Genomic DNA, 23,774 nt, shown 5'->3' with positions numbered 1-23,774 from the left:
GCATAGCGATAGGCTCCTGCTCGAACCAGGACGTTTGCTCACCTGGGGCGAGGGGGCGGCGTTGACGCACACCGCACAGCGAATCGCGGTGATCACTGTCACCTGGAACAGCGCGTCGGTCATCGCCGAGTTCCTCACCTCCGTTCAGGCGTCTCGCTTCAACGGTGAGCTCCAGGTCATCGTGGTCGACAACGAATCGGCGGATGCAACACTCGAGGTGGTGCATCGGGTGATGCCGAGCGCGGTGCTGGTCTCGACTGGACGGAACGCCGGCTATGCCGCGGGCGTGAACGCGGGCATCAGGCGGGCGGAAGATTGCGACGCCTACCTTGTTCTCAACCCCGACCTCCGGCTCGACCCTGATGCGGTGCAGATCATGGCCGACACGCTCGCCTCCGGCGGATCCGGCATCGTCGTCCCCCGCCTCGTCGACCGCACCGGTGGGGTGCGGTACTCGATTCGCCGCGACCCCACAGTGCTGCGCGCGTGGGGGGAGGCACTGCTCGGCGGTAACCGAGCAGGCAGGTTCCATCACCTTGGCGAGGTGGAGCGACACGAGGACGCCTACCGAATTGAGCGGACCGTGGACTGGGCCACAGGGGCCGCGATGCTCATCTCACGCGAGTGCGCATCAGCGGTGGGCGAATGGGACGAGACCTACTTCCTGTACTCGGAGGAGACCGACTACGCGCTGCGCGCCCGGGACGCCGGCTTCGTCATCCGATACACACCGGCGGCGCAGGTCGTTCACCTGGAAGGCGAGTCGCACGAAGCGCCCGCGCTCTTCGCCCTGCTGACGCGCAACCGCGTGAAGCTGTACCGCTCCAGGCACGGTGCGCTGCGAAGTGCGATGTTCTGGCTCGCTGTGACAGCGGGAGAGTTGTTGCGCTGCCGCAGTCGGGTGCACCGCGCGGCGTTGTGGGCACTACTCGGTAGGCGCGGTGTCGTGGCGCAGCCGGGCGACTGACGGGGATCGATCGATGGTCTCGTGCAGCGCCGCTGCCAAAGCCGCGACCATGTGCCGCGACGAAAAGCCTTCCTCGGCCGCGCGCCGTCCCGCCGCGCCAAGGCGGGCGCCGGTCTCGGGATCGAGTGCCTTGATCATCGCCTCCGCAAGGCTCTGGGGGTCGCCGGGCGCCGCGCGATATCCCCAGTGGTCATCAGCGACGTAGTCGGCGGCGCCTGGCGTGTCGCTGAGGACGACCGGACGTGCCGAGGCCATGCCCTCGAGCACGGTGGTCATCCCAGAGACGTGCAGGTTCGGCCTGGTGGCAACCGCGACAACACTGGCGCGGGCATACTCATCGCGTAGCGCCGCATGCGGCAGGTGAGGCACGCGCGTCGCACCCTCGGGAAGAGCGAAATCTGCCTTGGACTGCAGTCGAAGCTGAACGTCGGGCAAGCGCGCGCGAACGAGCGAGAATGCCCGCAACAGCGTTTGCGGGTCGCGATCCTGGTCATTGCCGAGGCTGAGGATCATCGGCGTCGCCGGCGGCGACCCCGGGGTGAAGAAATCGGTGTCAATCCCGAACCGGATGAACCGGATGCCGGCCGGGTCAACCTCGAGCCAATCGGCCAGCGGTGCCAGCTGGGCCCGGCTCAGGCACCACAGCAACGTCATCCGGCGCAGCACCCGGCGCATGACAGCAAGCTGCAGGCGTCCACGGATGCTCGGATCCCCCAGACCGTCGGTCGCCCAGATCACGCCACACGCTTGCGGTCCCGGCCGGTTGGCAGCCTGCATCCGGAGCGCAGTGTGCTCATCCCAGGCAAGCGACAGCGCGTCACCGCCCGAGCGAGCCGGCTGGGGTGCGAGCACGGCGAGCTTGTGCAGCGTGGAGACCGGAAACGCCGGGTCCCATGCCACATCGAAACCGTGTTCGGCGATTCGGTGGAGGCCGTACGGGGTGGCATCCGGCCGCTCACCCCGTGCGTTCGCGGCGCGCCAGTCGTCAATGTCGATCTCGGACCGGAACAACACGTTCACCCGGCGACGCGATTCGGTCGGCATGCTCAGGTTCCCGAGCTCTTCGTCGTCAGTCGCGAACGCCATGCACGCCGCAATCCCGCGCCGAACCGGGTGTCCCGCGCTGTGCGGTAGGCAAACGCGCGAGCCGAGTAAAGCCCGCTGAGCAGGAGCGCGGTGAGCACGGGCAGCGGCCTGGCTGCGACGAACGTTTCGTCACGCAGGGTGGTTGTGCGGTTCGCCCAGCGGCGCTTGTACTCAGCATCGCCGTGCCCGAAATCGAGCACCGTGACCAGCGGGTCAGCGCACAGGTCCTCGACCATCGCGTACATGGCGTACATCCCGACGCTGTCCTTGGTGTAGTCCGGGTCGAACGCCGGCGAGTCGATTGAGAAGATTCCGCCCTGCAGGCTGCCCAGCCAGAAAGCGACTGGCGCGCCATCCAGGTAGAGCATCCACGCGCGCAGCCAGCCCTTCCGGTGGCAGGTCGCGATCAGCTCCCGGCCGAGCGCGGTGTTGGTCCCGCCAACACCCAGAGCGCGTTGGTAGGCCTTGCTCGAGACCCTCTCCAACTCCTCGAGCATGAATTCAACGTCGCGCTCATGAAGACGCTCGACGCGAACCTCTGCGTATTTCCTGAGCAGGCGGCGGTTGTCGGTGCGGATCCGCTGCCGTGATGAGGACGAACGTCGCGACATGAAAGCATCCATTGTGTCCGGCACGTCGACAAGCCAACGCGTCATCGGCTGGATTCCACGCACCCGGGTGATGGCCCCCGCTCGATCGAGCACCGCTCGCTGCGCGTCCGTGCCGCTTTCCAGTTTCTGGAACATGATCGCGTCCGCATCGCGTCGCCGAAGGGACTGCTGGAGGGCGTCGACGCATAGGGCCAAATCCTCGGGCGTCGCGGCCCCGAGGAATCCGTCGAACGAGATGACAGCAGTGCGCAGGCGTGGCCGCACCAGGGTTCGATACCCGACGGCTACCGGGAACTCGTGACGCTCGAGGCGCGCAACGACCAGCATCGGGTCGCGAGCGGGCGGTTGTACGCGCACGACATAGGGGCTGATCACCCACGGGTGATGCGACACGACGGTGAGGAAGTAGTCAATGTCTGCGTCAAGATTCCGAATGGGCAGGCTCTCCCACAGCGGGCGAAGCGCTTCCACCTCGTCACGGGACTTCGCCACGGACACAATCGTCTCCAGCGGCTTGTGAGCCGGCTCGACAGTCACGGGCGCACCGAGCCCTTAGTTGTGGCGCCATCGTCGCTGTAGGCGTTTCCCGTCCACTCCACAGTTCCGTGATCACCCACATACGCCACGGCACCGAAGTAGCCGACTTTGGAGGAGAACTTGGTCCAGAACGCGTTGCCTTGAAACACGGCGCCGGCTCCCCCGCCCATCAGGGCGTAATTGCCTCCCGCGATGAGGTTGTGCTCGACCACCAGGCCCGGCGATGAGTCGGGAATCGCGATCGCCGCCGTCATGCCGCTGTCGGCGGAGTCGGTGATCCACAGCTCGACGGTGTTGTCCTTGATCAGTCCTGCCCCTGCCAGGGAGTCCAGCGGGTAGTGCAGGCCGTCATAGTGCACTCCACCGTCGCGCAGCACGAAGTCGTGCACCCAGTTCCCTACGACATTCGCTCCTGCCCCATAAAGGCTTACGCCGTCTCCTGCGATCTGGTGCACGTTGTTGCGACTGAAGTCGACGCCGTCGCCGACGAGCTTCACCCCGTTCACCGGCGTCATCCGCCAGTCGGTTGCCGATTCGCCGCGGATCTCATTGTCGATGATCTCCACGTTTCGACCCTCGACGTGCAGTGCCGCCTGGTCCCAGTCCGGATCCGTCGGCCCGGTGATGAGGTTGCCCTGGATGGTGACATTGTCCGCTTCCACGCGCAGGCCGGCCGGAATCACCTTGTCCCGGATGACGGTGCCCGATTGGGTGATGGTCATCGGGCCGGTGTAGGGCTGGGTCGGATTGAAGCCGGCGGCCAGCGGGCCGGTGTTCGCCGCGCCTGCGAACGGGCTGGCTGGCATGGTCACCTCACGTGATGCGGATGGTTCAGGGGTGGGGTTGGGATTGGGCGCGCGGTCCCCGCCGGTGCGCCCTCCGGTCAGCATCGGCAACGCCACCAGGCCGGCCACCACCGCGCTCGCGGCGCCGACTGTCGCCGCGAGCTTCACCGTCTTGCGCGTGGCAGCAGCATCCTGCCCTCCAGCGTGTCGACTCATTCAGAACACCCGGGTCTCTATCGCCTCGTACTCGGCTGTTGCCACACGCGCGTGCGCTGGTCCGCGGGCGGCCGGCGCCGCCACAAACGGCTCCGGGCGGGCGCCCTGCCCGAAGAAGTGCTCGATCGCGGCGACAATGCGGGCGGATGCGTGCCCATCGCCGTACGGGTTGACGGCGCGCGCCATCTGGAGGTGGGCATCCGGGTCACTCATCAGTCGGCCGACCTCGCTGACGATGCGGTCCTCATCGGTTCCGATCAGCCGCACCGTGCCGGCATCGACGGCTTCGGGTCTCTCCGTCGTGTCGCGGAGGACGAGCACGGGCTTGCCCAGGCTGGGCGCCTCCTCCTGGATGCCGCCGCTGTCGGTGATGACGATGTGCGACGCGGCGAGAGTGTTCACCATGTCCACGTAGTCCAGCGGCTCGGTCACCAGCACGTTGTCGAGACCCTTCAGCGGCGGCAGCAACGACTCGCGCACGATCGGGTTCATGTGCGCTGGCAGCACCACCAGGGTGTCCGGGTACTGCCGTGCCAGCCTGGCGAGCGCCCGCCCGGTGCGCGCCATCGGCTCGCCCCAGTTCTCGCGACGATGGCTGGTCACCGAGATGACCCGGCTGGCCCCATTCAGACGCGCAAGGGACGCATCCGTGCTCGGCAGGCCGCGCGCAGCGATATCCAGCAGTGCGTCGATCACCGTGTTGCCGGTGACGTGGATGTCGAAGTCCCGCACGCCCTCTGCCAGCAGGTTCGCGCGCGAGGTGCGGGTTGGAGCGAAGTGCAGGGACGCCAGAGAGGTGGTGAGGTGCCTGTTGATCTCCTCCGGATAGGGGTTGTAGCGTTCCCCGGTGCGCAGCCCGGCCTCGACGTGTGCGACCGGAACCTGGGCGTAGAAGGCCGCGAGCGCGGCGGCGAACACCGTCGTGGTGTCCCCCTGCACGATCACCAGGTCCGGGTGCTCCTTGGCGATGATCGGTTCCAGGCCGGTCAGCACGCCGGAGGTGATGCCAGCCAGATTCGGGCGATCCCGGATGAGGTCGAGGTCGTAGTGCGGTTCGATCCCGAACAGGGAGTTCACCTGGTCGAGCATCGAGCGGTGCTGGCCGGTGACCGCGACCACCGGGCTCAGGTGGTCGGACGCGGCGAGCGCGTGCACTACCGGCGCGAGCTTGATCGCCTCAGGACGCGTTCCGTAAACCACGAGGACCTTGCGCATGGCATCCCTCAGCGCCATGCCCCGCGGGTGTCGAACACCACGCGTCCCTCGAGCCGCGACCGCGGGATCGCCTTGAACTGGTCGTGATCGACCAGGAGCACGACAATGTCGGCGTCATCGATAGCCTCGCCCGTCGGCTGCATGCGCACCCGGGCGCGTCCTTCGAGCGCGGGTGGCAGGGAGTTGCTGAACGGTTCGACGACCCGGATGTCGACATCCGGGTCCGCGTCGGCGATCGCGGTCACGACGTCGACGGCCGGACTCTCCCGCATGTCGTCGACATTGGCCTTGAACGTGAGGCCGAGGCACGCGATCGTCGGGTCCCGGAACCTGGAGGCGCGTTCGAGCACCTGCCGCGCAACATGGTGCGGCTTGGAGTCGTTCACCTCACGCGCGACCCGCACGAGCCTCGCAAGATCGGGCGCGACACCGACGATGAACCACGGATCGACGGCGATGCAGTGCCCACCGACACCCGGGCCGGGCGTGAGGATGTTGACGCGCGGGTGGTGGTTGGCGAGCCGGATGATCTCCCAGACGTCGAGCTTCAGCCGATCGCTGATCAGGGAGAGCTCGTTGGCGAACGCGATGTTGACGTCACGATAGGAGTTCTCCACCAGCTTCGCCATTTCGGCACTCGCGGCATCCGTCGTCAGGATGTCGCCGTGCGTGAACACCCGGTAGAGACTGGCCGCGCGTTCCGCGCAGCGCCGGGTGACGCCGCCGATGACTCGGTCGTTGGTGACGATCTCGATCATGATGCGACCGGGAAGGACCCGCTCCGGGCAGTGGGCGACACAGATGTCCGGCACTCCCTCGGTGTCGTGCGGCATCTTCAGGTCGGGCCGCAGTTCGCCGATCCACCGGCTGACCTGTTCGGTCGTGCCGGGCGGCGAGGTGGACTCGAGCACGACCAGATCGCCTGGCTTCAGCTTCGGCGCGACCTGGGTGGCCGCCGCCTGAATGGCCGACAGGTCGGCGGTCTTGTCGCCCAGGAACGGGGTCGGCACCGCGATGATGAAGGCATCCGCCTCCGGCACGGTCGTGGTGGCGGTGAGACGTCCGACGCTCACGGCGCCACTCACGCCGATCGCCAGATCCGGCTCGACGAAGGGCACGTGCCCTTCGGACACCGCCTTGACCGTCTCCTCGTTGATGTCGACGCCGATGACCTCGATGCCGCGGGTGGCAAGGGCGACCGCGGTCGGCAGGCCGATGTAGCCCAGCCCGAGAATCGCGACGCGACCGGAGAACGGCTCGTCCATCTCAGTCCTCCTGTTCCGCTGACGCGCCGGTGAGCCGGTAGGGCGCGGTGGGGCGGAAGCGTTCCCGCACCGTCAGCGCGATGAAGGCGGCGTTGGTGGATGCGTAGCGCGCGAACAATCGGCGCGGTTCCTGTAGCAGGCGGTAGGCCCACTCGAGGCCCATCCGCTGCCAGCGCTCCGGGGCCCGTTTGGTGATCCCGGCGAGGATGTCGAAGGAGCCCCCAACGCCGTGCTGGATCGGCACGCCGAGCGATTCGCCATGCTCGGCGAGGAAGATCTCCTTCTTCGGCGTCGTCATGCCGAGGAACAGCATGTCGGCTCCTGTAGCTTCGATCGCGGCGGCGACAGCAGCGGATTCATCGCTTGGGAAGTAGCCGTCTCGGTAGCCGGCGATGACCAGCTTCGGGTACCTGGATCGCACGCGTTCGACCATGGCCTCCAGTACTTCCTGCCGCGCGCCGAGGAAGTACACCGAGCGACGTTCATCGTCGGCGAGAGCCAGCAACCGCTCGAACAGGTCGATGCCCGCGACCCGCTCCGGCAGCGGGTGGCCCAGCAGTCGACTTGCCCACACCACGGCCTGACCGTCGGCCAGGACGACGTCCGGAACCAGCAGCGATTCACGCAGCAGCGCGTCCTTGCGCAGCTTGACGATCTTGGCTGCGTTGACCACGCCGATCAGGAATCGGCTCCGGTCCGCGGCGTGCTGGGCGGCCTCCTCAAGCACCTGCTCCATGGTCATGGCATTCACCAGCAACCCATAGAGCGGCTGGCGGATGCCGAGCTGGTAGCTGGCGTCGGTCATGGTGTCTCCTTCGCGATTGGCTGCGACGCCCACGCGTAGAGCAGCCAACCCAGTTCGTACGGTCGGCACTCGTGATCGATGGGTCCCGGTGGGAACAGCGTGTCTCTGGCCGGAAGTCGCCACCCGGGGCGCACAGAGGTGGTGACGGCCGACGCCTTGCGGACGAACTTCGGTGGTTCCCTCCGGCCGACCTTCCGCCAGATGAGCGAATGGCGTCCGGAGATCAGCGGCTCGGTCGTCTCCGGGCGAGTGGTCAGCCAGCGGAAGCCAAGGTCGATCGCGTCCAGGTGGTCGACTCCCCCAGCCGCGGCGAGATCGAACAGCGCCATCGGCGCCATCCCGTGCTGGTGGACGCTGTACACCGGATACTGCTCCACGACGGATCCATCGCGCGCGTCGTAATGCCACCACCACTGACCGGCGGATCCCTGCACCTCGCAGATCCTGGCGGCGGTGCGGTTCGCCGCCGCCAGCGCCTCGGCGTCGTTGAATTGCGCCGCGAAGCGGGCCAACGCCTGAATGGGATAGATCTGGTCGGCGAAGCAGCCGACATGGGCACGCCATCGGCCCAGTGAGGCCGCCGGGATGGCGTGCGGGAAGATGCCGTCGCCGCCCTGTGCCCCCAGCAGCGCGTCGCGCGCAAGCGCGGCGAGTTCCGAGTCGTCCGAGGCGACGGCGGCGGTGAGCATCCAGGCTGTGTCAACAACGGGGATGGGCCGGTCGGCCGTCAGCAGCTCACGCATCCGGTCGAGGAGGGAGCGGCTCGGCTCGCCGAGCACCTCCGCCACCGCCCACGCCGCCAGTGCGACCGCGCCGGACTCGGCGCCGTTCCCGGCGCGGTCGACGATGGTGCGGGTGAAGCTGTCGAGGGGCTTGCCGCGGAGCACGAGGTCGCTGCGCGCGGCCCCGGCGCGGGAAAGGCCAAGCGCCGCGATCGCCGCGTAGCGGAGGTTGGTCCCCTCGCGCTGTACCGGTCCGTCCGGGAGTCGCAGCCGCAGGGTCTGAGCGAATTCTGCGGTTGCAGCCAGGTAGGCGGCCGCCAGGCCGGTAGTGGCCAGCGGAATCAGCGCGCTGGCGCGCTCCGCGGTGGGCGTCCAGTCGGGTAGACCGGAGTAAATCGGGTCACTGAACATAGCCTGCATTTCGGGTCTACAGGTACTCGGATGAGCGGAGCGTCGTCTCCCTGATGAGCGCTCCACGACGATGGCTTATGCCAACGTCACTGTCGGCGATGCCCCTCGTTTGCGTTACGTATGTAGGAGGGTAGCGCGTCGATTCGCGAGTCACTGACCCCCGAACGGGTGGCAAATGGGTGGAACGGGTCAGCCTGCGCGGAACGCGCCGAACAGGGAGAAGGCGCTGCCGGATTCCGCGGGCGTGACGGTGAGCGTGATCGTGTTGTCGCCGCGGGAGAACGCGTACGCGCTGGACCCGGGAATGGCGTTCGTCGGGCGATCGGTGAGGCCGAGCGATGCGTAGGCGGCCCGATAGAACGCGACCACCTCGCCGGGGGTCAGCGTGGAGGTCGCGGCCACGCCGGCCTGCATGTGATCACCCTCGGTGGCGACGGAGCTGCTGATCACCGTCGCGCCGGCGGGAGTGGGTAGCAAGTCGGAGGGGAAGCCGGGGACGAGTTCACCCTCGGCCGCCCCGGATTTCGGGAGCGGGCGGGTGACGAGGGGGTCATCGTCGGTGGGCGGAAGAGGCAGGCTGGTCGGAGCGTCGCCGGGTGGGTTGGTGTTGTCCACCTCTTGACCTGGGATCGACGTCGGTGTCTCATCGGCCGCATCCGAGTTGCCGGCCGGTCCCCCGCCCGCGATGGTGAAGGCGACGACCGCGCCGACAACGAGCATGGCAAGCACGGCACCGATCACGATCACCAGCCTGCGCCTGCGTGCCATGGACAAACAGTAGGCCCGACCGCCGCCGTTCTCTAGCCCCGAGTGCAGGCCTAGTCGGCGAGCACCTGGAGCAGCTGCTCGCCGTACCGCTCGAGCTTGGCGGCGCCGACGCCGGTGATGGTGCCGAGTTGGCTGAGGGATGCCGGGCGCACTGTCGCAATTTCACGCAGCGTCGCATCGTGGAAGATGACGTAGGCGGGGACGCCCTGTTCCTTGGCCTGCTCGGCCCGCCAGCCGCGCAACAACTCGAACAGCGGCTGGGCACCCTCGGGCAGGGCGGCGCCGGGGGCAACTCGTCGACTGCTGCGGGTCTTCGCTCGCGGCAGTTCGCGACGCAACCGAACGGGACGCGAGCCGGAGAGCACCGCACCACTGGAATCCGTGATCCCGAGCGTCGGGTAATTGTCGCTGCCCTGAACCGCGAGCAGCCCCTGCGCCAGCAGCTGCCGGACGACGCCGCGCCACTCCTGTTCGCTCAGCTCGCCGCCGATCCCGAAGGTGCTGAGCGAGTCGTGGCCCTGAGCGTCGACCCTGGGGGTCTGCTTGCCGAGCAGGATGTCGATGATGTGCCCGGCGCCGAACCGCTGGTTGCGCTCGCGCTGCAGGCGCACCACCGTCGACAGGAGCTTCTGGGCCGGGACGGTGCCGTCCCAGGACTCTGGCGGCTCGATGCAGGTGTCGCAGTTGCCGCACCGGGTCGACTCCTGCCCGAAGTAGGCGAGCAGTTGCACCCGCCGGCACTCGACGGTCTCGCACAGGGCGAGCATCGCGTCGAGGTGCTGTGACATCCGCCGCTTGTGCGCCGCGTCGCCCTCTGACGTGTCGATCATGCGCCGCTGCTGCATGACATCCTGCAGTCCGTAGGTGAGCCAAGCGGTGGAGGGCAGGCCGTCACGGCCGGCGCGGCCGGTCTCCTGGTAGTAACCCTCGACGCTCTTCGGCAGGTCGAGGTGGGCGACGAAGCGCACGTCGGGCTTGTCGATGCCCATCCCGAAAGCGATGGTGGCGACCATCACGATGCCGTCCTCACGCAGGAAGCGGGCCTGATTCGCCGACCGGATGCGCGAGTCGAGGCCCGCGTGGTACGGCAGCGCGGGGATGCCCTGTTCAGTGAGGAACTGCGCTGTCTTCTCGACGGATGCCCGCGACAGGCAGTAGACGATGCCCGCGTCGCCGTCGTGCTCTGTGCGGAGGAACTCGAGCAGCTGCTTCTGCGGCTGCTCCTTCTGCACGATCCGGTACTGGATGTTGGGGCGGTCGAAGCTCGCGACGAAGTGCCGGGCAGACTGCAGCTGCAGACGCTTGGTGATGTCCTCGTGCGTCGCGCGCGTCGCGGTCGCGGTGAGTGCGATGCGCGGCACCGACGGCCAGCGCTCGTGCAGCATCGACAGGGAGAGGTAGTCGGGACGGAAGTCGTGGCCCCACTGCGAGACACAGTGCGCCTCGTCGATCGCGAACAGCGCGATGCGGCCGCGGTCGAGCAGGTTCTGGGTGGGGCCCATGGTGAGGCGCTCAGGGGCGAGGTAGAGCAAGTCGAGCTCACCCGCGACGAAAGCCGCCTCGACGCGGGCGCGCTCATCCGGACCCTGCGTCGAGTTGAGGAACGCCGCACGCACTCCGACCGCCTCGAGCGCGTCGACCTGGTCCTGCATGAGCGCGATCAGCGGCGAGATGACCACACCGGTGCCATCACGCACGAGCGACGGGATCTGATAGCACAGCGACTTGCCGCCGCCGGTGGGCATGAGCACGACCGCGTCGCCGCCGCCGACGACGTGGCTGATGATGTCCGCCTGCTGCCCCCGGAAGGCGTCATAGCCGAACGTCTTCTCGAGGACAGAGAGCGCCGGGGTCATGCTTCAAGGCTAGACCGGACCGCTGATGCGCATCCGTTCAGGGCCCGTGGCCATCGCCGCGCAGCACGCGAAGTCGTCGACTCCCGGTGCGGTTGCCCGCTGGGGGAGATGAGAGTCAGCTATTTGCGATGAGCGAGCGGCGATGGCCACGGGTTTGAGTCAGCGGGAACATCTGCGACCTCCAAGGGGGATGGGGCCACCGATTCGTTCCCCGCGACTGGCGCCAACCCTAGTGCGACTGGCTGCGCCGTCTATATCCCCAGTCGGGGGTGCAAGACGGCTTCCTCGTGTCTCGGCCGACCGACGCTGCCCCGGTTTGTTATCGATGCGCCCGCCGTAGCGCCCGCACCGATAACAAGCGGCAGCATCGTCGAGGGATGGGGATCGCGAGCGACCTCGGACGCGCGGGCGAGCGTCGCGATGTGGGCGAGTGATGCCGTCGCAAGAAGCGCGGCGGTTGGGGCAAAGCGACGCAGGCGTGGCTGCACGGAGGAGCGCCTTTCGGGCAGGCGGATGGGAAGGGTAAGCGGGTTGCTCACAGGCTAATCAGCCGACATGGCCGTGCGAAATTCCCCAATGTGGGTGGTGGACCGGGCGTTCTTGCGGCCGCCACACCGCCGCCTAGGCGGCGGAACGGCGACGGTGCATCATCATCACTCCACCTGTCACAAGCAAGAGGGTCGCGGCGGCGAGCGGCCCGGCCGAATCGGCGCCGGTGGCGGGAAGAGCGGTCGGCTGCACCGCGGTCACGGGGCGGGGCACTGTGACAGCGAGTTCGGCGACGCGCACGACGCCTCCGGGGGACGTTGCAGTTGCAACTATCCGGTGAGCTCCAAAGGCGATGCCCGCCGGAAGGGCCGGCACTCGCAGCGAGAACGTGCCCGAGGCATCCGCTGTCACGGTGCCGAGCAGCACGGGTGTCGAGTGCAGTTCGATGGCGACGGTGCTGCCCGGTATGAGGCCGCCGCCGGACACGACGAACTCGCCGCCGGTCAGGGTGCCGGAGGACGACTCCAGCACGAACGGGGCTTGCGCGGTGACGGTGATCCGCACGGGGAGCGGCAGCGACGGTGGCCCGTCAGAACCACGCGCGACGAGCGTGACGTCATAGGTTCCGGCGGAACCCATCTCGGGCGTTCCGGAGATTGCCCCGGTTGCGGGGTCGAGCGAGAGGCCCGCCGGAAGGGTGCCGGAGGCGATCGACACTGTTGCATCGTTCGGGTCGCCCTGGGTCAGGGAGGGCACGTATGCAGCGGGCTCTCCCTCGAGGAGGTCGATGGCGCTGTCGCCGGTCAGTTGCGGGGCGACAAATGGGGGCAGAACGTTCACGACCATTTGCGCATTTGCGTGGAGGTCGGCGTTGTTGCTGGCTGACCAGGACATCACGTAATCGCCTGCTGCACCCGCCTCTGGCGTTCCGCTGAACCCGACCTCGATGGCTGTTGGCGTCCCGTTGACGAACGCGATGCTCACGCCGGGCACAAGGACATCGAGACTGATTACGGCAACATATGGCCAGCCAGCCTCAACGACGACCAGAAAGTCGGAGCGGACGCCTTCTCGAAGAGTCAGCGGCTCGGGGAAGCGGAAGAAGGGCGCGGCGAGAACCTCGATGTCGACAACGATGTTCGTGGACGTGCGGCCGTCCGCGTCGTCCACGTTCAGCACTACCGAGGTGATGCCAGCACCAGCGCGCGATGGGGTTCCCGAGATAACGCCGGTGTTGTTATCGAGCGACAGTCCGGGCGGCAGCGACGAGCCTGCAGCGACTGCGACATACGACGCAACGCCAGAGAAAACGGGTGTGAAGCTTCCCGCTACATCTGCGGTGAACGTTGACGACTGGGTGGCTGCTGCCATGACCGCTGCGGATGGCGCCGGGGTAGGCGAATCAGAACCCTCGGCTCGGGCATCCGGAACGTCGAGGGGGGACTCCTGATCCCCCGTCGGTGGCTCCACGATCTCGGGTGCATCTGCGACTTGGTCGGCATCCGGGATCTCTGCACTCGCATCAGCGACTGGGGAACCGGCATCCGGCACCTCGGCGGTCGCCGCCAGTGGCGAGCCGAGCGCCAGCGGCACCGCGATGAAAACGGAAAGAAGTAGGGCAAGGCTTCGGGACACGCGGGACCTCCGGGCATGACGCTCGTCGGGTACGGGCGCCGGAGTTCACACTAGTGGTATATCGGGCAATCTCATCCGCCAGAATGCGTGTGCCATTGCCCCAATGCGGGTGGTGGACGGGGCGGTCTTACGGCCGCCACAGCTCGAGCTGCGGCACATCCGGCGTCTCGAAGCCCATCACCTGTCCGTAGAACGACAACTCGGCCTGCGTGGAGTGGATGATCGTCTCCGCCTTGCGGAATCCGTGCGATTCCCCCTCGTAGCCGACGTAGGCGTGCGGGATGCCCTTGCCCACCAGCGCATCCCGGAACGCCTCGGACTGGCTCGGCGGCACGACCGGGTCGTCGAGTCCCTGCAGCAACAACACCGGGCAGTCCAGCTGGTCGACATGATTGATCGGAGCGCGGGCGCGGTACACGTCGGCGGCCTCCGGCAACCCTCCGACGAGACCGTCGAGGTAACGCGCCTCGAAATCGTGGGTGTCTTCTGCGAGCGCCGTCAGGTCGGCGACACCGTAATAGGAGACTCCACACGCGAACACGTCCGACTGGACGAGCGCGGCGAGCACGGTCCAGCCGCCCGCCGAGCCACCCCGGATAGCGAGTCGATTCGGGTCGGCGATACCGGCATCCGCCAGTCCGGTGATGGCGACGATGGTGTCCTCGACGTCGACGACACCCCACTGCCCGTTCAGGCGTTCCCGGTACTCGCGGCCGTATCCGGTCGAGCCGCCGTAGTTGATGTCGATCACGCCGATGCCGCGCGAGGCGAAGAACGCGTAGGTGAGGCTGAGCTGCGGGGCGCTGTGCCCGGTCGGACCGCCGTGCACGACAGCCACAAACGGCGGCAGCTCACCCGGCGGCGCCTGGAAGTCCGGATTCCGCGGTCGGTACACGATCGCGTGCACCTCTCGCTCACCGGTGAAGGTCATCGCCTCCGCCTCAGGCAGGTAGGCGGCATCCGGCAGCTCGTCGGTGCTGAACCGGATGTTGGTGAGCTCGCCGGTGCTGACATTCAGCTCGCGGAGCCCGCCGGCGATGGTCGCGCTGCCGCCGGTGAGCAGGACGCGGTCGCCGTTGACGTCACACAGGCCGATCGTCGTGAGCGGCAGCACGAGGTCGCGCGTGTCGCCGGAGCGCGGTTCGAGCACGCGCACGCTGTCGGTGCCGACCGTGCGGGTGTAGAGGAGCCGGCCGTCGCCGAGCGCCAGGTGCCACCTGGTGCCGAGCGCCCACAGCGCGCCACCGGTGTCGGCGTCGCTGGCGTCCAGCCGTTCGATGGCACCGTCGCGCGTGATGCGGTACAGGTTCCACCACCCGCTGCGGTCGCTGATCGCGTGGACGGTTGCCGAGTCGGCCCACTCCGGCTGCAGCACCGACTCGTCGCCGCCGGCACCCATGAGCGCCTTCCACCCCGTCACCACGCCGTCGACGATCGGCCCGACCCGCAGCTCGGTCCTCTCCCACGGCATGTTCGGGTGGTCCCAGGCGATCCACGCGATCCACTTGCCGTCGGGCGAGATACGCGGGTAGGCGAGGAAGCGCGAACCGCCGACGAGCGAGCGGATGCCGCTGCCGTCCAGCGCCACCGCGACGATGTCCCGCTCGAGGTCGCCGTCCGCGTGGGTCTCCCGCACCGCAATGACCTCGTCGCCGCGAATGCTCAACTCGGCGAAGCGCATGCCCTGACCGGCTGGGGTGAGGGGCACCGGCTCTGCGGTCTGCGGGTCGAGACGGTAGAGGCGCTGGTCCGAGAATTCCGCGAACACCAGCGCACCGGCATCCGTCACCGCCCACGCGCCGCCCCCGTACTCGTGCACGCGCGTGCGGGCGTTCCAGGGTGCGGGCAGCACGTCGACGACATCGCCGGATGCGTCGCGCCTGCGCACCGCCAGCCGGCCGCTCTCCGTCGGTCGAGCCTCCAGCCACCAGATGTCGTCGCCCACGTAGCGCCCGCCGGACACCGGATGGCCGCTCGCTACCAGGCTCGCGGCGGTGATCGGAGAGGTCCAGGAGCCAAACGGAGCGGTGGTCATGCGCCCACCCTAGACGGGCAACCCGATGCGCCTCTCCCCGCGTTGTGGAGGAGCGGTCAGGCGGACTTCTTGGCCGCCCGGAGCGTCTTCTCCTCGACGGGTGCGGTGCCTGCCTCCCGCCGGGCGCGGTAGTACTCCCGCGCTTCCTCCTGACGCCTGGCCTCGGCTCCGGATGCGATGGGCGCACGAAGGTGCTCCGGCTCGAATCCGAACGCGTCCACCAGGTCCTGCGCGTGCGGACGCAGCCGCGCGATCAGGCGGTTCATATAGGCGGTGATCGCGAGCGCCCGCTGCGGGGACAGCCGCCCATTGATCAGGTACCAGTCGAGGTGCTGCTCGATCAAGCCCAAACCGAACACGTCGTGCAGCCAGGACAGCACCTGCTTGGTGCCTGCGTCCTCGACCTGCTCCAGGCCGAGCGTGAACGCCTCCCACTGCAGCAGCTCGGCGTGCGCACGCGCCGCCTCGATCAGTTCGTTCTGCTGCGAGTTGAACAGGTCAGCGGCCTCGACCTTCGACAGCTTCGAGGCGCCGCGCAGCCGGCCGGCGAGCTCCTCCACCATGGTCTCGACCCGGTCGGTGAGCAGCTGCCGCTGGGTCTCGGTCTCGCGCAGCTCCTGCACGCTGCGCGCGGTCGAGCCGAGGTCGCGGATGTTCTGGGTCAGCCGGCGGAGTCCGCTGCCGTGGTAGGCGCGGTCGGCTGCCTGGCCGACGACGTAGCGGGCGAGCGCACCGGTGCCCGCCTTGCGGAACTTCGAGCTGAAGTCGGTGAGCAGCCGTTTGGCGACGAGCTGCAGCAGCACGTTGTTGTCGCCCTCGAAGGTGACCCAGATGTCAAGGTCGCTGCGCAGCCCGACGATGCGGTTCTCGGCCATGAAGCCGGCACCACCGCACGCCTCGCGTGACTCCTGAAGCGCCTCCAGCGCCTGCCAGGTGGCGAGCGGCTTGATCGCGGCGGCGAGCGTCTCCAGATCCTGACGGTCGTCGTCGCTGTCGGAGCCGCTGAACACCTCATGGAACTTCACAAGCAGTTCCTCGTGCGCGAAGGTGTTCGCGTACGCGGTGGCCAGCTTCGGGATAAGGCGACGCTGGTGCCGCTGATAGTCGAGCAGCACCTCCTCGTCGGTGTCGCTGCCCGCGTTGAACTGGCGGCGCTGGTTGCCGTAGGTGATCGCGATGGTCAGGCCGAGCTGCGCGGCGATCGTTGCCGAGCCGGCGAGCGACACGCGGCCCTGCACGAGCGTGCCAAGCATGGTGAAGAACCGCCGGCCCGGACTCTCGATCGGCGAGCTGTAGCTGCCGTCCTCGGCGACGTCGCCGTACCGGTTGAGCAGGTGGGTGCGCGGGACGCGCACGTTGTCGAACGCCAACCGCCCGTTGTCGACGCCGTTGAGGCCGCCCTTGACACCGTCGTCCTCGCTCGTGACGCCGGGCAGCATGTTGCCCGCCTCATCGCGCACCGGGACGTAGAAGGCGTGCACGCCGCGGCTGACCCCCTCCGTGATCAGCTGCGCAAAGACCACGGCAGCGCGCGCGTGCACCGCGGCGTTGCCCAGGAATTCCTTCGTCGCTGCGCGGAACGGCGTGTGGATGACGAACTCGCGCGCTTCCTTGTCGTAGGTGGCGGTGGTGGCCAGGCTCGCGACATCCGACCCGTGCCCGATCTCGGTCATGGCGAACGCTCCGGGGATGGCCAGCGAGATGACGTCCGGAAGCCACTTCGCGTGGTGCTGCTCGGTGCCCAGGTGCATGATCGCCGCACCGAACAGGCCCCATTGCACGCCGCCCTTGATCGACAGCGACGGGTCGGCGGTGATGGTCTCCTCGAACGCCGCCAGGTTGCCGCCGTGGTCCTCCAGCCCTCCGACCGACTTCGGGAAGGCCCGCTTGGCCTGCCCGGTCTCGACCAGGATCCGCAACTGCTGGAACACCCGCTCGCGGTGCTCGTCGACGCTGAGCCCGTTGATGCGGTGCAGCTCCGGGTTCTTCATCGCCTCGCGCGCCTGCCTGCGGACGTCTGCCCACTTGCCGAGCAGCACCGTGTTCAACTTCGCGACGTCGACGGATGCCTCGGTGCCGGCTGCCCGATCGAGGTGACCGTCGACCTCGACCTCGATCTCGGTGCCGGCGGGAGTGCGCGTTGCGGGACGCGTGACCGTGTCAACCATTGATGTACCCCTGTTCTGAGCACGCCAGTGAGGCGAGCCAAGTCTCTAGAGGTCACGCTAGGACCGGCCGGCTCGCCAGCGAAAATGTTCAGTGTTCGGGCTACAACTGACAGAGCCCGGCCACTCACCGTCGATTGGGGGAAGCTACAAAAGCATGCTGATGCCTTCGTAGGATGTCGCACGACAGCGTGGGTCGCTCCGGCACGCGATAGTTTTATGCCCTACGTCTCCCGTAAGGATCCAATGCTCACCGCTGTCTTCGGTCTCTCCAGCGCCCTCATCTTCGGCGCCGCCGACTTCTTCGGCGGGCTGGCGTCCAAACGCATCAGCCCCATCCGGGTCACCGCGGTTTCGGCCGTCGCCGGATTTGTGGTGCTGCTCGTCGGGCTGCTGATCATCCCTGGCGAATGGTCCTGGTCGGCGGTGCTCCTCGGTGGGCTCTCCGGCGTCGCCGGCGCCCTCGCGATCGTGCTCCTCTACGGTTGCCTGGCGATCGGGCCGATGAGCATCCTGTCCCCGCTGACGGCTCTGGTGTCCGCGTTCGTTCCGCTCACCGTCGGCCTGCTTCGGGGCGAGCAGCTCCCGTTCTTCGGCTACGTCGGCATCGGCCTGGCGCTGGTCGCGGTGGTGCTTGTCGGGTTCGTCCGGGAGGAAAACGCGGCGCGCCCCAACCTCAAGGGGCTGCTGATGGCCCTCGGCTCCGGCCTGATGATCGGAGTCTTTCTGGTCGTCATCGACCTGACCCCGGATGACTCTGGTCTGGTTCCTCTCGTCGCGAACCGGGCGGTCAACGCGTCCATCATGTTCGCTGTCGTCGGCGTGCTGGCCGTGGTTGCCGTGCGAAGTCGCAACTCCGTCAGCGAGCCGACCGGAATGCTGAAGCGCGGCTGGCGGGGCGGGGTGTGGATCGCTGCAGGGGCCGGCCTGATCGACGCGGTGGCGAACGCTCTTATGCTGCTCGGCCTGCGCACCGGCGACCTCAGCGTCATGTCGGTGCTGGTCGCGCTGTACCCGGCGGGCACGATCATCCTGGCCGCGATCGTGCTTCGGGAGAGGGTGACCGCAGGTCAAGTCGCCGGGCTGGTGCTCGCGCTGGCCGCCGCGGCGCTGCTCGCGCTCGCCTAGGCGCTGGGCCGGACGACGTACCCCAGCTGCTCGGACAGCTGGATGGCACCGCGCTGGACCACCTGAGCCCAGTGCCTCTCCGGCTGCTGGTCCCAGCGGGCGACCGGCACCGACACGCTGATCGCGGCGATGATCTCCCCGGCCGAGTCCCTGACCGGCGCGGCTGCACAGCGCGTGTCGGGCGCGGACTCGCGGTCCTCGAAGGCGACGCCGCGCTCGCGGACCGCTCGCAGCTCCGACTTCAGGGCGGTCAGCGTCGTGATGCTGCGCTCGGTGAGGGCAGGCAGCCGCTGTGCGTCGGGGAACAGGGCGTCGAGCGTGTCATCGGCCAGCTCGGAGAGCAGCGCCTTGCCGAGGGCGGTCACGTTCGCCGGCACGCGTTGTCCGATGCTCGAAGGCAACCGCAGATTGTCGCGCCCCTCCACCTTCGCCAGGTAGAAGACATTGGCGCCCTCGCGAACCGCGACATTGACGGTCTCGCCGGACTGCTCGGCGAACTCGCGGGCGACGCTGTTGGCAGCGGAGAGCAGGTCGAAGCGGGACGCGTACGCATTGCCCAGATGCAGGAAGCGCACACCCAGCCGGTAACTGGTTCCCGGCTCGTCGCGCACGAGGTACTCACGGGCGACGAGCGTCGTGAGCAGCTCGTGAACCGTTGTGCGCGGGATGCCGGTGCGCCGTGCGACTTCGGGTGCGGTCAATGGGGCTGCGGCTTCGAGGAATAGTTCCAGGATGTCGAGCGTCCGCATCACCGCGGGCGTGAGTCTGGGCATGCCCTATAAATAGCCTCCTTTTTCGCCCTACGCAAATGGTTTCAATTTGACAACTCGAAAACAGGCGCGTTCTATATATCGAACGCGGTGCGAAGGTTCGAACAATGTCCGGCGCCTCGACACACCGGAGTGAGGAGACGCTCTAATGGCACGCAGTGTGAATGCGGCAATCATCGGTTCAGGAAACATCGGCACCGACCTCATGATCAAGATCCTTCGAGGGTCAGGGATCCTGAAGATCACGGCGATGGTCGGCATCGACCCAGCATCGGACGGACTCGCGCGCGCCGCACGGCTCAGCGTCACCTCGATCCCCACTGGAGTCGACGGTCTGATCGAGCACGAGGTCTTCGCCGACATCGACATCGTCTTCGACGCGACCTCGGCGGGTGCACACAAGTACAACGCCGAGCGACTCACCGCCGCGAAGCCCGGCATCCGCCTGATCGACCTGACGCCCGCGGCCATCGGGCCGTACTGCGTCCCTGTGGTCAACCTCAGCGAGAACATCGAAGCGCAGAACGTCAACATGGTCACGTGCGGCGGCCAGGCCACGATCCCCGTGGTCGCCGCGATCTCCCGGATCGCGCCGGTGCGCTACGCCGAAATCGTCGCGTCCATCTCGAGCAAGTCGGCCGGACCGGGCACCCGCGCCAACATCGACGAGTTCACCGAGACCACGGCCGCCGCGCTGCGCAGCGTCGGCGGGGCGGAGTCGAGCAAGGCGATCATCATCCTCAACCCGGCGGATCCGCCCGTCATGATGCGCGACACCGTCTTCGCGCTCACCGACGGCGGCGACCGGGAGGCGATTGAAACATCCGTCGCCGAGATCGTCGCGCAGGTTCAGGAGTACGTGCCTGGCTACCGGCTCAAGCAGCGCGTGCAGTTCGACGACATCACAACGCCGGAGAACGTGCCGGGCGTCGGTGTCTTCACCGGCCTTAAGACGACCGTATTCCTCGAGGTCGAGGGAGCCGCCCACTACCTTCCGCCGTATGCCGGAAACCTCGACATCATGACCTCGGCCGCCCTGCGCACCGCCGAGACGATTGCGACCCGCTCACTCGAATTGCAGGAGGTCTGAGCATGTTCGACCCGACGACCGACAAGCTGTACATCTCCGACGTCACCCTGCGTGACGGAAGCCACGCCGTGCGCCACCAGTACCGCGTCAACGACGTGCGGGCCATCGTCTCCGCCCTGGATGCCGCCGGCGTCGACAGCGTCGAGGTCGCACACGGCGACGGCCTGAACGGCTCGAGCGTGAACTACGGCTTCGCGCGCCACTCCGACACCGAGCTGATCGAGGCAGCGGCCGAGGTGGCGGACAACATCTCTATTGCCACCCTGCTGCTGCCGGGCGTCGGCACCATCGATGACCTGAAGCGCGCGGCATCCGCGGGTGTCAGCTATGTGCGGGTGGCAACCCACTCCACCGAGGCGGATGTCTCCGCGCAGCACATCGCGACGGCGCGCGAGCTCGGGCTCAACACCACCGGCTTCCTGATGATGAGCGCCATGACGACGCCGGCGAAGCTCGCCGTGCAGGCGAAGCTCATGGAGGGCTACGGCGCGCAGTGCGTCTACGTCGTCGACTCCTCCGGGGCGCAGACCATGGACGATGTCACCGACCGGGTGACCGCGTTGCGGGACGTGCTGGAGCCGGAGACCGAGATCGGCATCCACGCGCACCACAACCTGTCGCTGGGCGTCGCCAACTCCGTCGCCGCGGTGAAGGCCGGCGCGAACCGCGTCGACGCGAGCCTCACCGGGATGGGAGCCGGAGCGGGCAACGCCCCGCTCGAGGTCTTCATCGCCGTCGCCGACAACATGGGCTGGAACCACGGCACCGACCTGTTCGCTCTGATGGATGCGGCCGACGACATCGTTCGGCCGCTGCAGGAGCGCCCCGTGCAGGTGGATCGGGAGACCCTGACCCTCGGCTACGCAGGCGTGTACTCGTCCTTCCTGCTGCACGCCGAGCGCGCGGCAGCCAAGTACGGGGTGCCAGCCCACCAGATCCTGCTGGAGGTCGGACGCCGCCGCCTGGTCGGCGGCCAGGAGGACCTCATTGTCGACGTCGCTCTCGACCTCGCAGGCAAGGACGCCGCCTGACCATGACGGCCTACGGCTCACAGCCCGCGGCACCGTCGATGGCCACAGCATCGCTCCGCGCCCTCCTGCAGGCGGGACCGGTGCTCGGCACCTTCCAGGTGATCGGTCACCCGAGCGTCACCGAGGTTCTCGCTCGGGTCGGTGTGCAGGTCATCGTCCCGGATGCCGAGCATGCCGCCCTCGACCTGGCCGACCTCGAGCACCTGGTGCGGGCAGGTCAGGCCGCTGGCGCCCACGTCGTGCTGCGCCTCCCCCGCGCGGACGTCGGCCTGTCCCGAGCACTCGACACCGGGGCATCCGGAGTCATCGTCCCGCGCGTGGAGAGTGCAGCGGATGCCGCCCAGATCGTGCGCTACACCCGCTTCCCTCCGGTGGGCGAGCGTGGGCTCGGCGCCGGACGGGCCACCGCCTACGCGCTTGACCTCGCGACCCACCGGTCGACGGCGAACGATGCGCTGCTCGTCGTTGCGATGGTGGAGACGCGCGCCGGACTGCAGGCGGTTGATGAGATCGTCGCGGTCGACGGCATCGACGTCATCATGGTCGGCCCTGCCGACCTCGCCTCGAGCCTCGGCGTCGACGCCGGCGGCCCGGAACACAGCGCCGCTGTCGAGCGCGTCATGAGCGCCGCCCTGGCAGCCGGTCGCACGGTGGGTATCCACTGCGCATCCGTCGACGACGCCCGCCGCTACCACGAGCTCGGTGTCGACTTCCTGCTCATCGCAACCGACGTCGCCTTCCTGGCGTCGGCGGCGTCACCCCACTTCCCAACGCAGCTGCGCTGAGGCAGTCACCAAAGAAAGGCATCAGAATGACGACCATCGAAGAACAGGACCACAAGGCGGTGGACAAGTCCACGCTGGTAAGCCCCTCCGAGCGCCGCCGCGCCCTCGCGGGAAGCGCCGTCGGAAGCGCGGTCGAGTGGTACGACTTCTTCCTCTACGGAACCATGTCGACACTCGTCTTCGGGCCGCTGTTCTTCCGCACCGACGACGCGACGCTGAGCACCATGCTCGCGCTCGCCGCGTTCGCGCTGTCGTTCCTCATCCGGCCGATCGGCGGCATCGTCTTCAGCCACCTTGGCGACCGGATCGGGCGCAAGAAGACCCTGGTCATCACCCTCACGATGATGGGTGTTGCGACCGTGCTCATCGGTCTGCTGCCGACCTACGACACGATCGGTGTCTGGGCGCCCATCCTGCTGACCTTCCTGCGTCTCGTGCAGGGTCTCGCGCTCGGCGGCGAATGGGGCGGCGGGCTGCTGATGGCCGTCGAGTATTCCCCCCGGAAGCGGCGCGGCCTGTGGGGCGCCGTTCCGCAGACCGGTGCACTGCTGGGTCTCGCGCTCGGAAACCTCGCGGCGACCGCGAGCCTTGCGATCTTCCCCGAGGACGCATTCATGTCCATCGGGTGGCGCATCCCGTTCATCATCTCGATCGTCCTGGTCGCCGTCGGGCTGTGGATTCGTCACACGGTCGACGAGACACCGTCGTTCAAGAAGGTCGTTGCCGCGAACGCCACTGCTAAGGTCCCGCTGCTGCTGACTTTGAAGCGCAACTGGCGCCAGGTCATCATGGTGATCCTCGCGAAGTTCATCGAGACGGCAACGTTCTTCCTGTTCGCAACGTTCTCGGTCGGCTACGCGGTCACCCTCGGCTACACGCAGACCGAGGCGCTCAACGCGGTGCTCATCGCCGCGGTGCTCGCCATCCCGGCGATGCTCGGCTGGGGCGCGATCTCCGACAAGATCGGGCGCAAGAAGGTCTTCATCGGCGGCGCTATCGCGGTAGCGCTGTACACCGTCCCGTTCCTGTGGATGATGAACCAGATGAGCTTCGGCGCTCTGTTGGCTGCGCTCGTGATCGGCTTCTCAATCATTTGGGCGAGCTACGGCTCCATCCTCGGCACCTTCTTCGCCGAGGCGTTCCCGGCCGACGTGCGCTACACCGGCGCCTCCCTCGGCTACCAGGTCGGCGCCGCGATCGCGGGCGGGCCGGTGCCGCTCATCGCGACCGCGATCGTGGCCGGCGCGAACAACTACGGCGGCATCGGCATCCTTATCGGTGTGTGCGCGATCATCTCGATCGTGGCCGTGCTGTTCGCCAAGGACCGCAGCGGTCAGGAACTCGACTGACCCCACCCGCTCGAGCACCCCAAACCCCATTGAGTCGGGAGTAGTTGCCCTTT

Annotated in this window: 19 protein-coding genes; 6 read left to right on the top strand and 13 right to left on the bottom strand. The window is 67.8% G+C overall.

The genetic code is table 11. The features are described from left to right. Window positions 1–61 precede the first annotated feature (61 nt). The gene (locus IRG63_RS05000) at window positions 62–967 is read left to right on the top strand and encodes a glycosyltransferase family 2 protein (protein ID WP_193509384.1); all 906 of its coding nucleotides are present in this window, start codon (window positions 62–64) and stop codon (window positions 965–967) included. On the opposite strand, the gene IRG63_RS04995 is transcribed toward IRG63_RS05000, so the two are convergent. The 12 genes from IRG63_RS04995 to IRG63_RS04940 form a co-directional block, all read right to left on the bottom strand. Next, on the bottom strand, window positions 926–2,053 hold the full coding sequence (locus IRG63_RS04995; RefSeq protein ID WP_193509383.1) for a glycosyltransferase family 4 protein: 1,128 nt from the start codon (window positions 2,051–2,053) through the stop codon (window positions 926–928). The two genes, IRG63_RS05000 and IRG63_RS04995, sit on opposite strands and share 42 nt — an antisense overlap. Further along, window positions 2,014–3,156 (bottom strand): GNAT family N-acetyltransferase, encoded by a 1,143-nt coding sequence (locus tag IRG63_RS14035; RefSeq protein WP_193509382.1) that lies wholly within the window; start codon window positions 3,154–3,156, stop codon window positions 2,014–2,016. The genes IRG63_RS04995 and IRG63_RS14035 overlap by 40 nt, the downstream gene beginning before the upstream one ends. A gap of 41 nt (window positions 3,157–3,197) precedes the next feature. Then, window positions 3,198–4,202 carry a right-handed parallel beta-helix repeat-containing protein gene (locus IRG63_RS04985; protein WP_193509381.1) on the bottom strand — a complete coding sequence of 335 codons (1,005 nt, stop codon included), beginning with the start codon at window positions 4,200–4,202 and terminating at the stop codon, window positions 3,198–3,200. Next, window positions 4,203–5,417 carry a non-hydrolyzing UDP-N-acetylglucosamine 2-epimerase gene (gene wecB, locus IRG63_RS04980; RefSeq protein WP_168626098.1) on the bottom strand — a complete coding sequence of 405 codons (1,215 nt, stop codon included), beginning with the start codon at window positions 5,415–5,417 and terminating at the stop codon, window positions 4,203–4,205. It abuts the gene before it with no gap. A gap of 8 nt (window positions 5,418–5,425) precedes the next feature. Continuing rightward, the gene (gene wecC, locus IRG63_RS04975) at window positions 5,426–6,682 is read right to left on the bottom strand and encodes a UDP-N-acetyl-D-mannosamine dehydrogenase (protein WP_168626097.1); all 1,257 of its coding nucleotides are present in this window, start codon (window positions 6,680–6,682) and stop codon (window positions 5,426–5,428) included. A 1-nt stretch (window position 6,683) separates the two neighbouring features. Then, on the bottom strand, window positions 6,684–7,487 hold the full coding sequence (locus IRG63_RS04970) for a WecB/TagA/CpsF family glycosyltransferase (RefSeq protein ID WP_227411728.1): 804 nt from the start codon (window positions 7,485–7,487) through the stop codon (window positions 6,684–6,686). Beyond that, window positions 7,484–8,620, bottom strand: a complete 1,137-nt coding sequence (locus IRG63_RS04965) for a hypothetical protein (protein WP_193509380.1) — start codon at window positions 8,618–8,620, stop codon at window positions 7,484–7,486. The genes IRG63_RS04970 and IRG63_RS04965 overlap by 4 nt, the downstream gene beginning before the upstream one ends. A 189-nt stretch (window positions 8,621–8,809) precedes the next feature. Beyond that, window positions 8,810–9,388 carry a hypothetical protein gene (locus IRG63_RS04960; protein WP_193509379.1) on the bottom strand — a complete coding sequence of 193 codons (579 nt, stop codon included), beginning with the start codon at window positions 9,386–9,388 and terminating at the stop codon, window positions 8,810–8,812. Window positions 9,389–9,438: 50 nt separating this feature from the next. Beyond that, window positions 9,439–11,244 carry a DNA helicase RecQ gene (gene recQ, locus IRG63_RS04955; RefSeq protein ID WP_168626094.1) on the bottom strand — a complete coding sequence of 602 codons (1,806 nt, stop codon included), beginning with the start codon at window positions 11,242–11,244 and terminating at the stop codon, window positions 9,439–9,441. Window positions 11,245–11,865: 621 nt separating this feature from the next. Continuing rightward, the gene (locus IRG63_RS04950) at window positions 11,866–13,368 is read right to left on the bottom strand and encodes an Ig domain-containing protein (protein ID WP_193509378.1); all 1,503 of its coding nucleotides are present in this window, start codon (window positions 13,366–13,368) and stop codon (window positions 11,866–11,868) included. A gap of 127 nt (window positions 13,369–13,495) precedes the next feature. Continuing rightward, window positions 13,496–15,403 carry a prolyl oligopeptidase family serine peptidase gene (locus IRG63_RS04945; RefSeq protein ID WP_193509377.1) on the bottom strand — a complete coding sequence of 636 codons (1,908 nt, stop codon included), beginning with the start codon at window positions 15,401–15,403 and terminating at the stop codon, window positions 13,496–13,498. Between the two features lie 56 nt (window positions 15,404–15,459). Continuing rightward, window positions 15,460–17,571 (bottom strand): acyl-CoA dehydrogenase, encoded by a 2,112-nt coding sequence (locus IRG63_RS04940; RefSeq protein ID WP_193509376.1) that lies wholly within the window; start codon window positions 17,569–17,571, stop codon window positions 15,460–15,462. Between the two features lie 243 nt (window positions 17,572–17,814). Between IRG63_RS04940 and IRG63_RS04935 the strand changes: the two genes are divergently transcribed. Further along, window positions 17,815–18,696, top strand: coding sequence for a DMT family transporter (locus IRG63_RS04935; RefSeq protein WP_193509375.1), 882 nt, complete (start codon window positions 17,815–17,817; stop codon window positions 18,694–18,696). On the opposite strand, the gene IRG63_RS04930 is transcribed toward IRG63_RS04935, so the two are convergent. Further along, window positions 18,693–19,469, bottom strand: a complete 777-nt coding sequence (locus IRG63_RS04930; protein ID WP_168626089.1) for an IclR family transcriptional regulator — start codon at window positions 19,467–19,469, stop codon at window positions 18,693–18,695. The two genes, IRG63_RS04935 and IRG63_RS04930, sit on opposite strands and share 4 nt — an antisense overlap. Window positions 19,470–19,614: 145 nt before the next feature. Between IRG63_RS04930 and IRG63_RS04925 the strand changes: the two genes are divergently transcribed. Genes IRG63_RS04925 through IRG63_RS04910 form a run of 4 tightly spaced genes read left to right on the top strand, consistent with a single transcriptional unit; the run spans window position 19,615 to window position 23,721 of the window. Continuing rightward, window positions 19,615–20,556 (top strand): acetaldehyde dehydrogenase (acetylating), encoded by a 942-nt coding sequence (locus IRG63_RS04925; RefSeq protein WP_193509374.1) that lies wholly within the window; start codon window positions 19,615–19,617, stop codon window positions 20,554–20,556. 2 nt (window positions 20,557–20,558) lie between these two features. After that, window positions 20,559–21,587 (top strand): 4-hydroxy-2-oxovalerate aldolase, encoded by a 1,029-nt coding sequence (gene dmpG / locus IRG63_RS04920; RefSeq protein ID WP_193509373.1) that lies wholly within the window; start codon window positions 20,559–20,561, stop codon window positions 21,585–21,587. Window positions 21,588–21,625: 38 nt separating this feature from the next. After that, complete coding sequence (locus IRG63_RS04915) at window positions 21,626–22,372, top strand: HpcH/HpaI aldolase/citrate lyase family protein (RefSeq protein WP_227411727.1); 747 nt, start codon at window positions 21,626–21,628, stop codon at window positions 22,370–22,372. Window positions 22,373–22,398: 26 nt separating this feature from the next. Next, window positions 22,399–23,721 carry an MFS transporter gene (locus IRG63_RS04910; protein WP_193509372.1) on the top strand — a complete coding sequence of 441 codons (1,323 nt, stop codon included), beginning with the start codon at window positions 22,399–22,401 and terminating at the stop codon, window positions 23,719–23,721. The last annotated feature ends 53 nt before the right edge of the window (window positions 23,722–23,774 follow it).

It is taken from the genome of Cryobacterium sp. BB736 (assembly GCF_014980265.1).
GTDB lineage: Bacteria > Actinomycetota > Actinomycetes > Actinomycetales > Microbacteriaceae > Terrimesophilobacter.
This window is presented reverse-complemented; position numbering and strand designations above follow the sequence as displayed.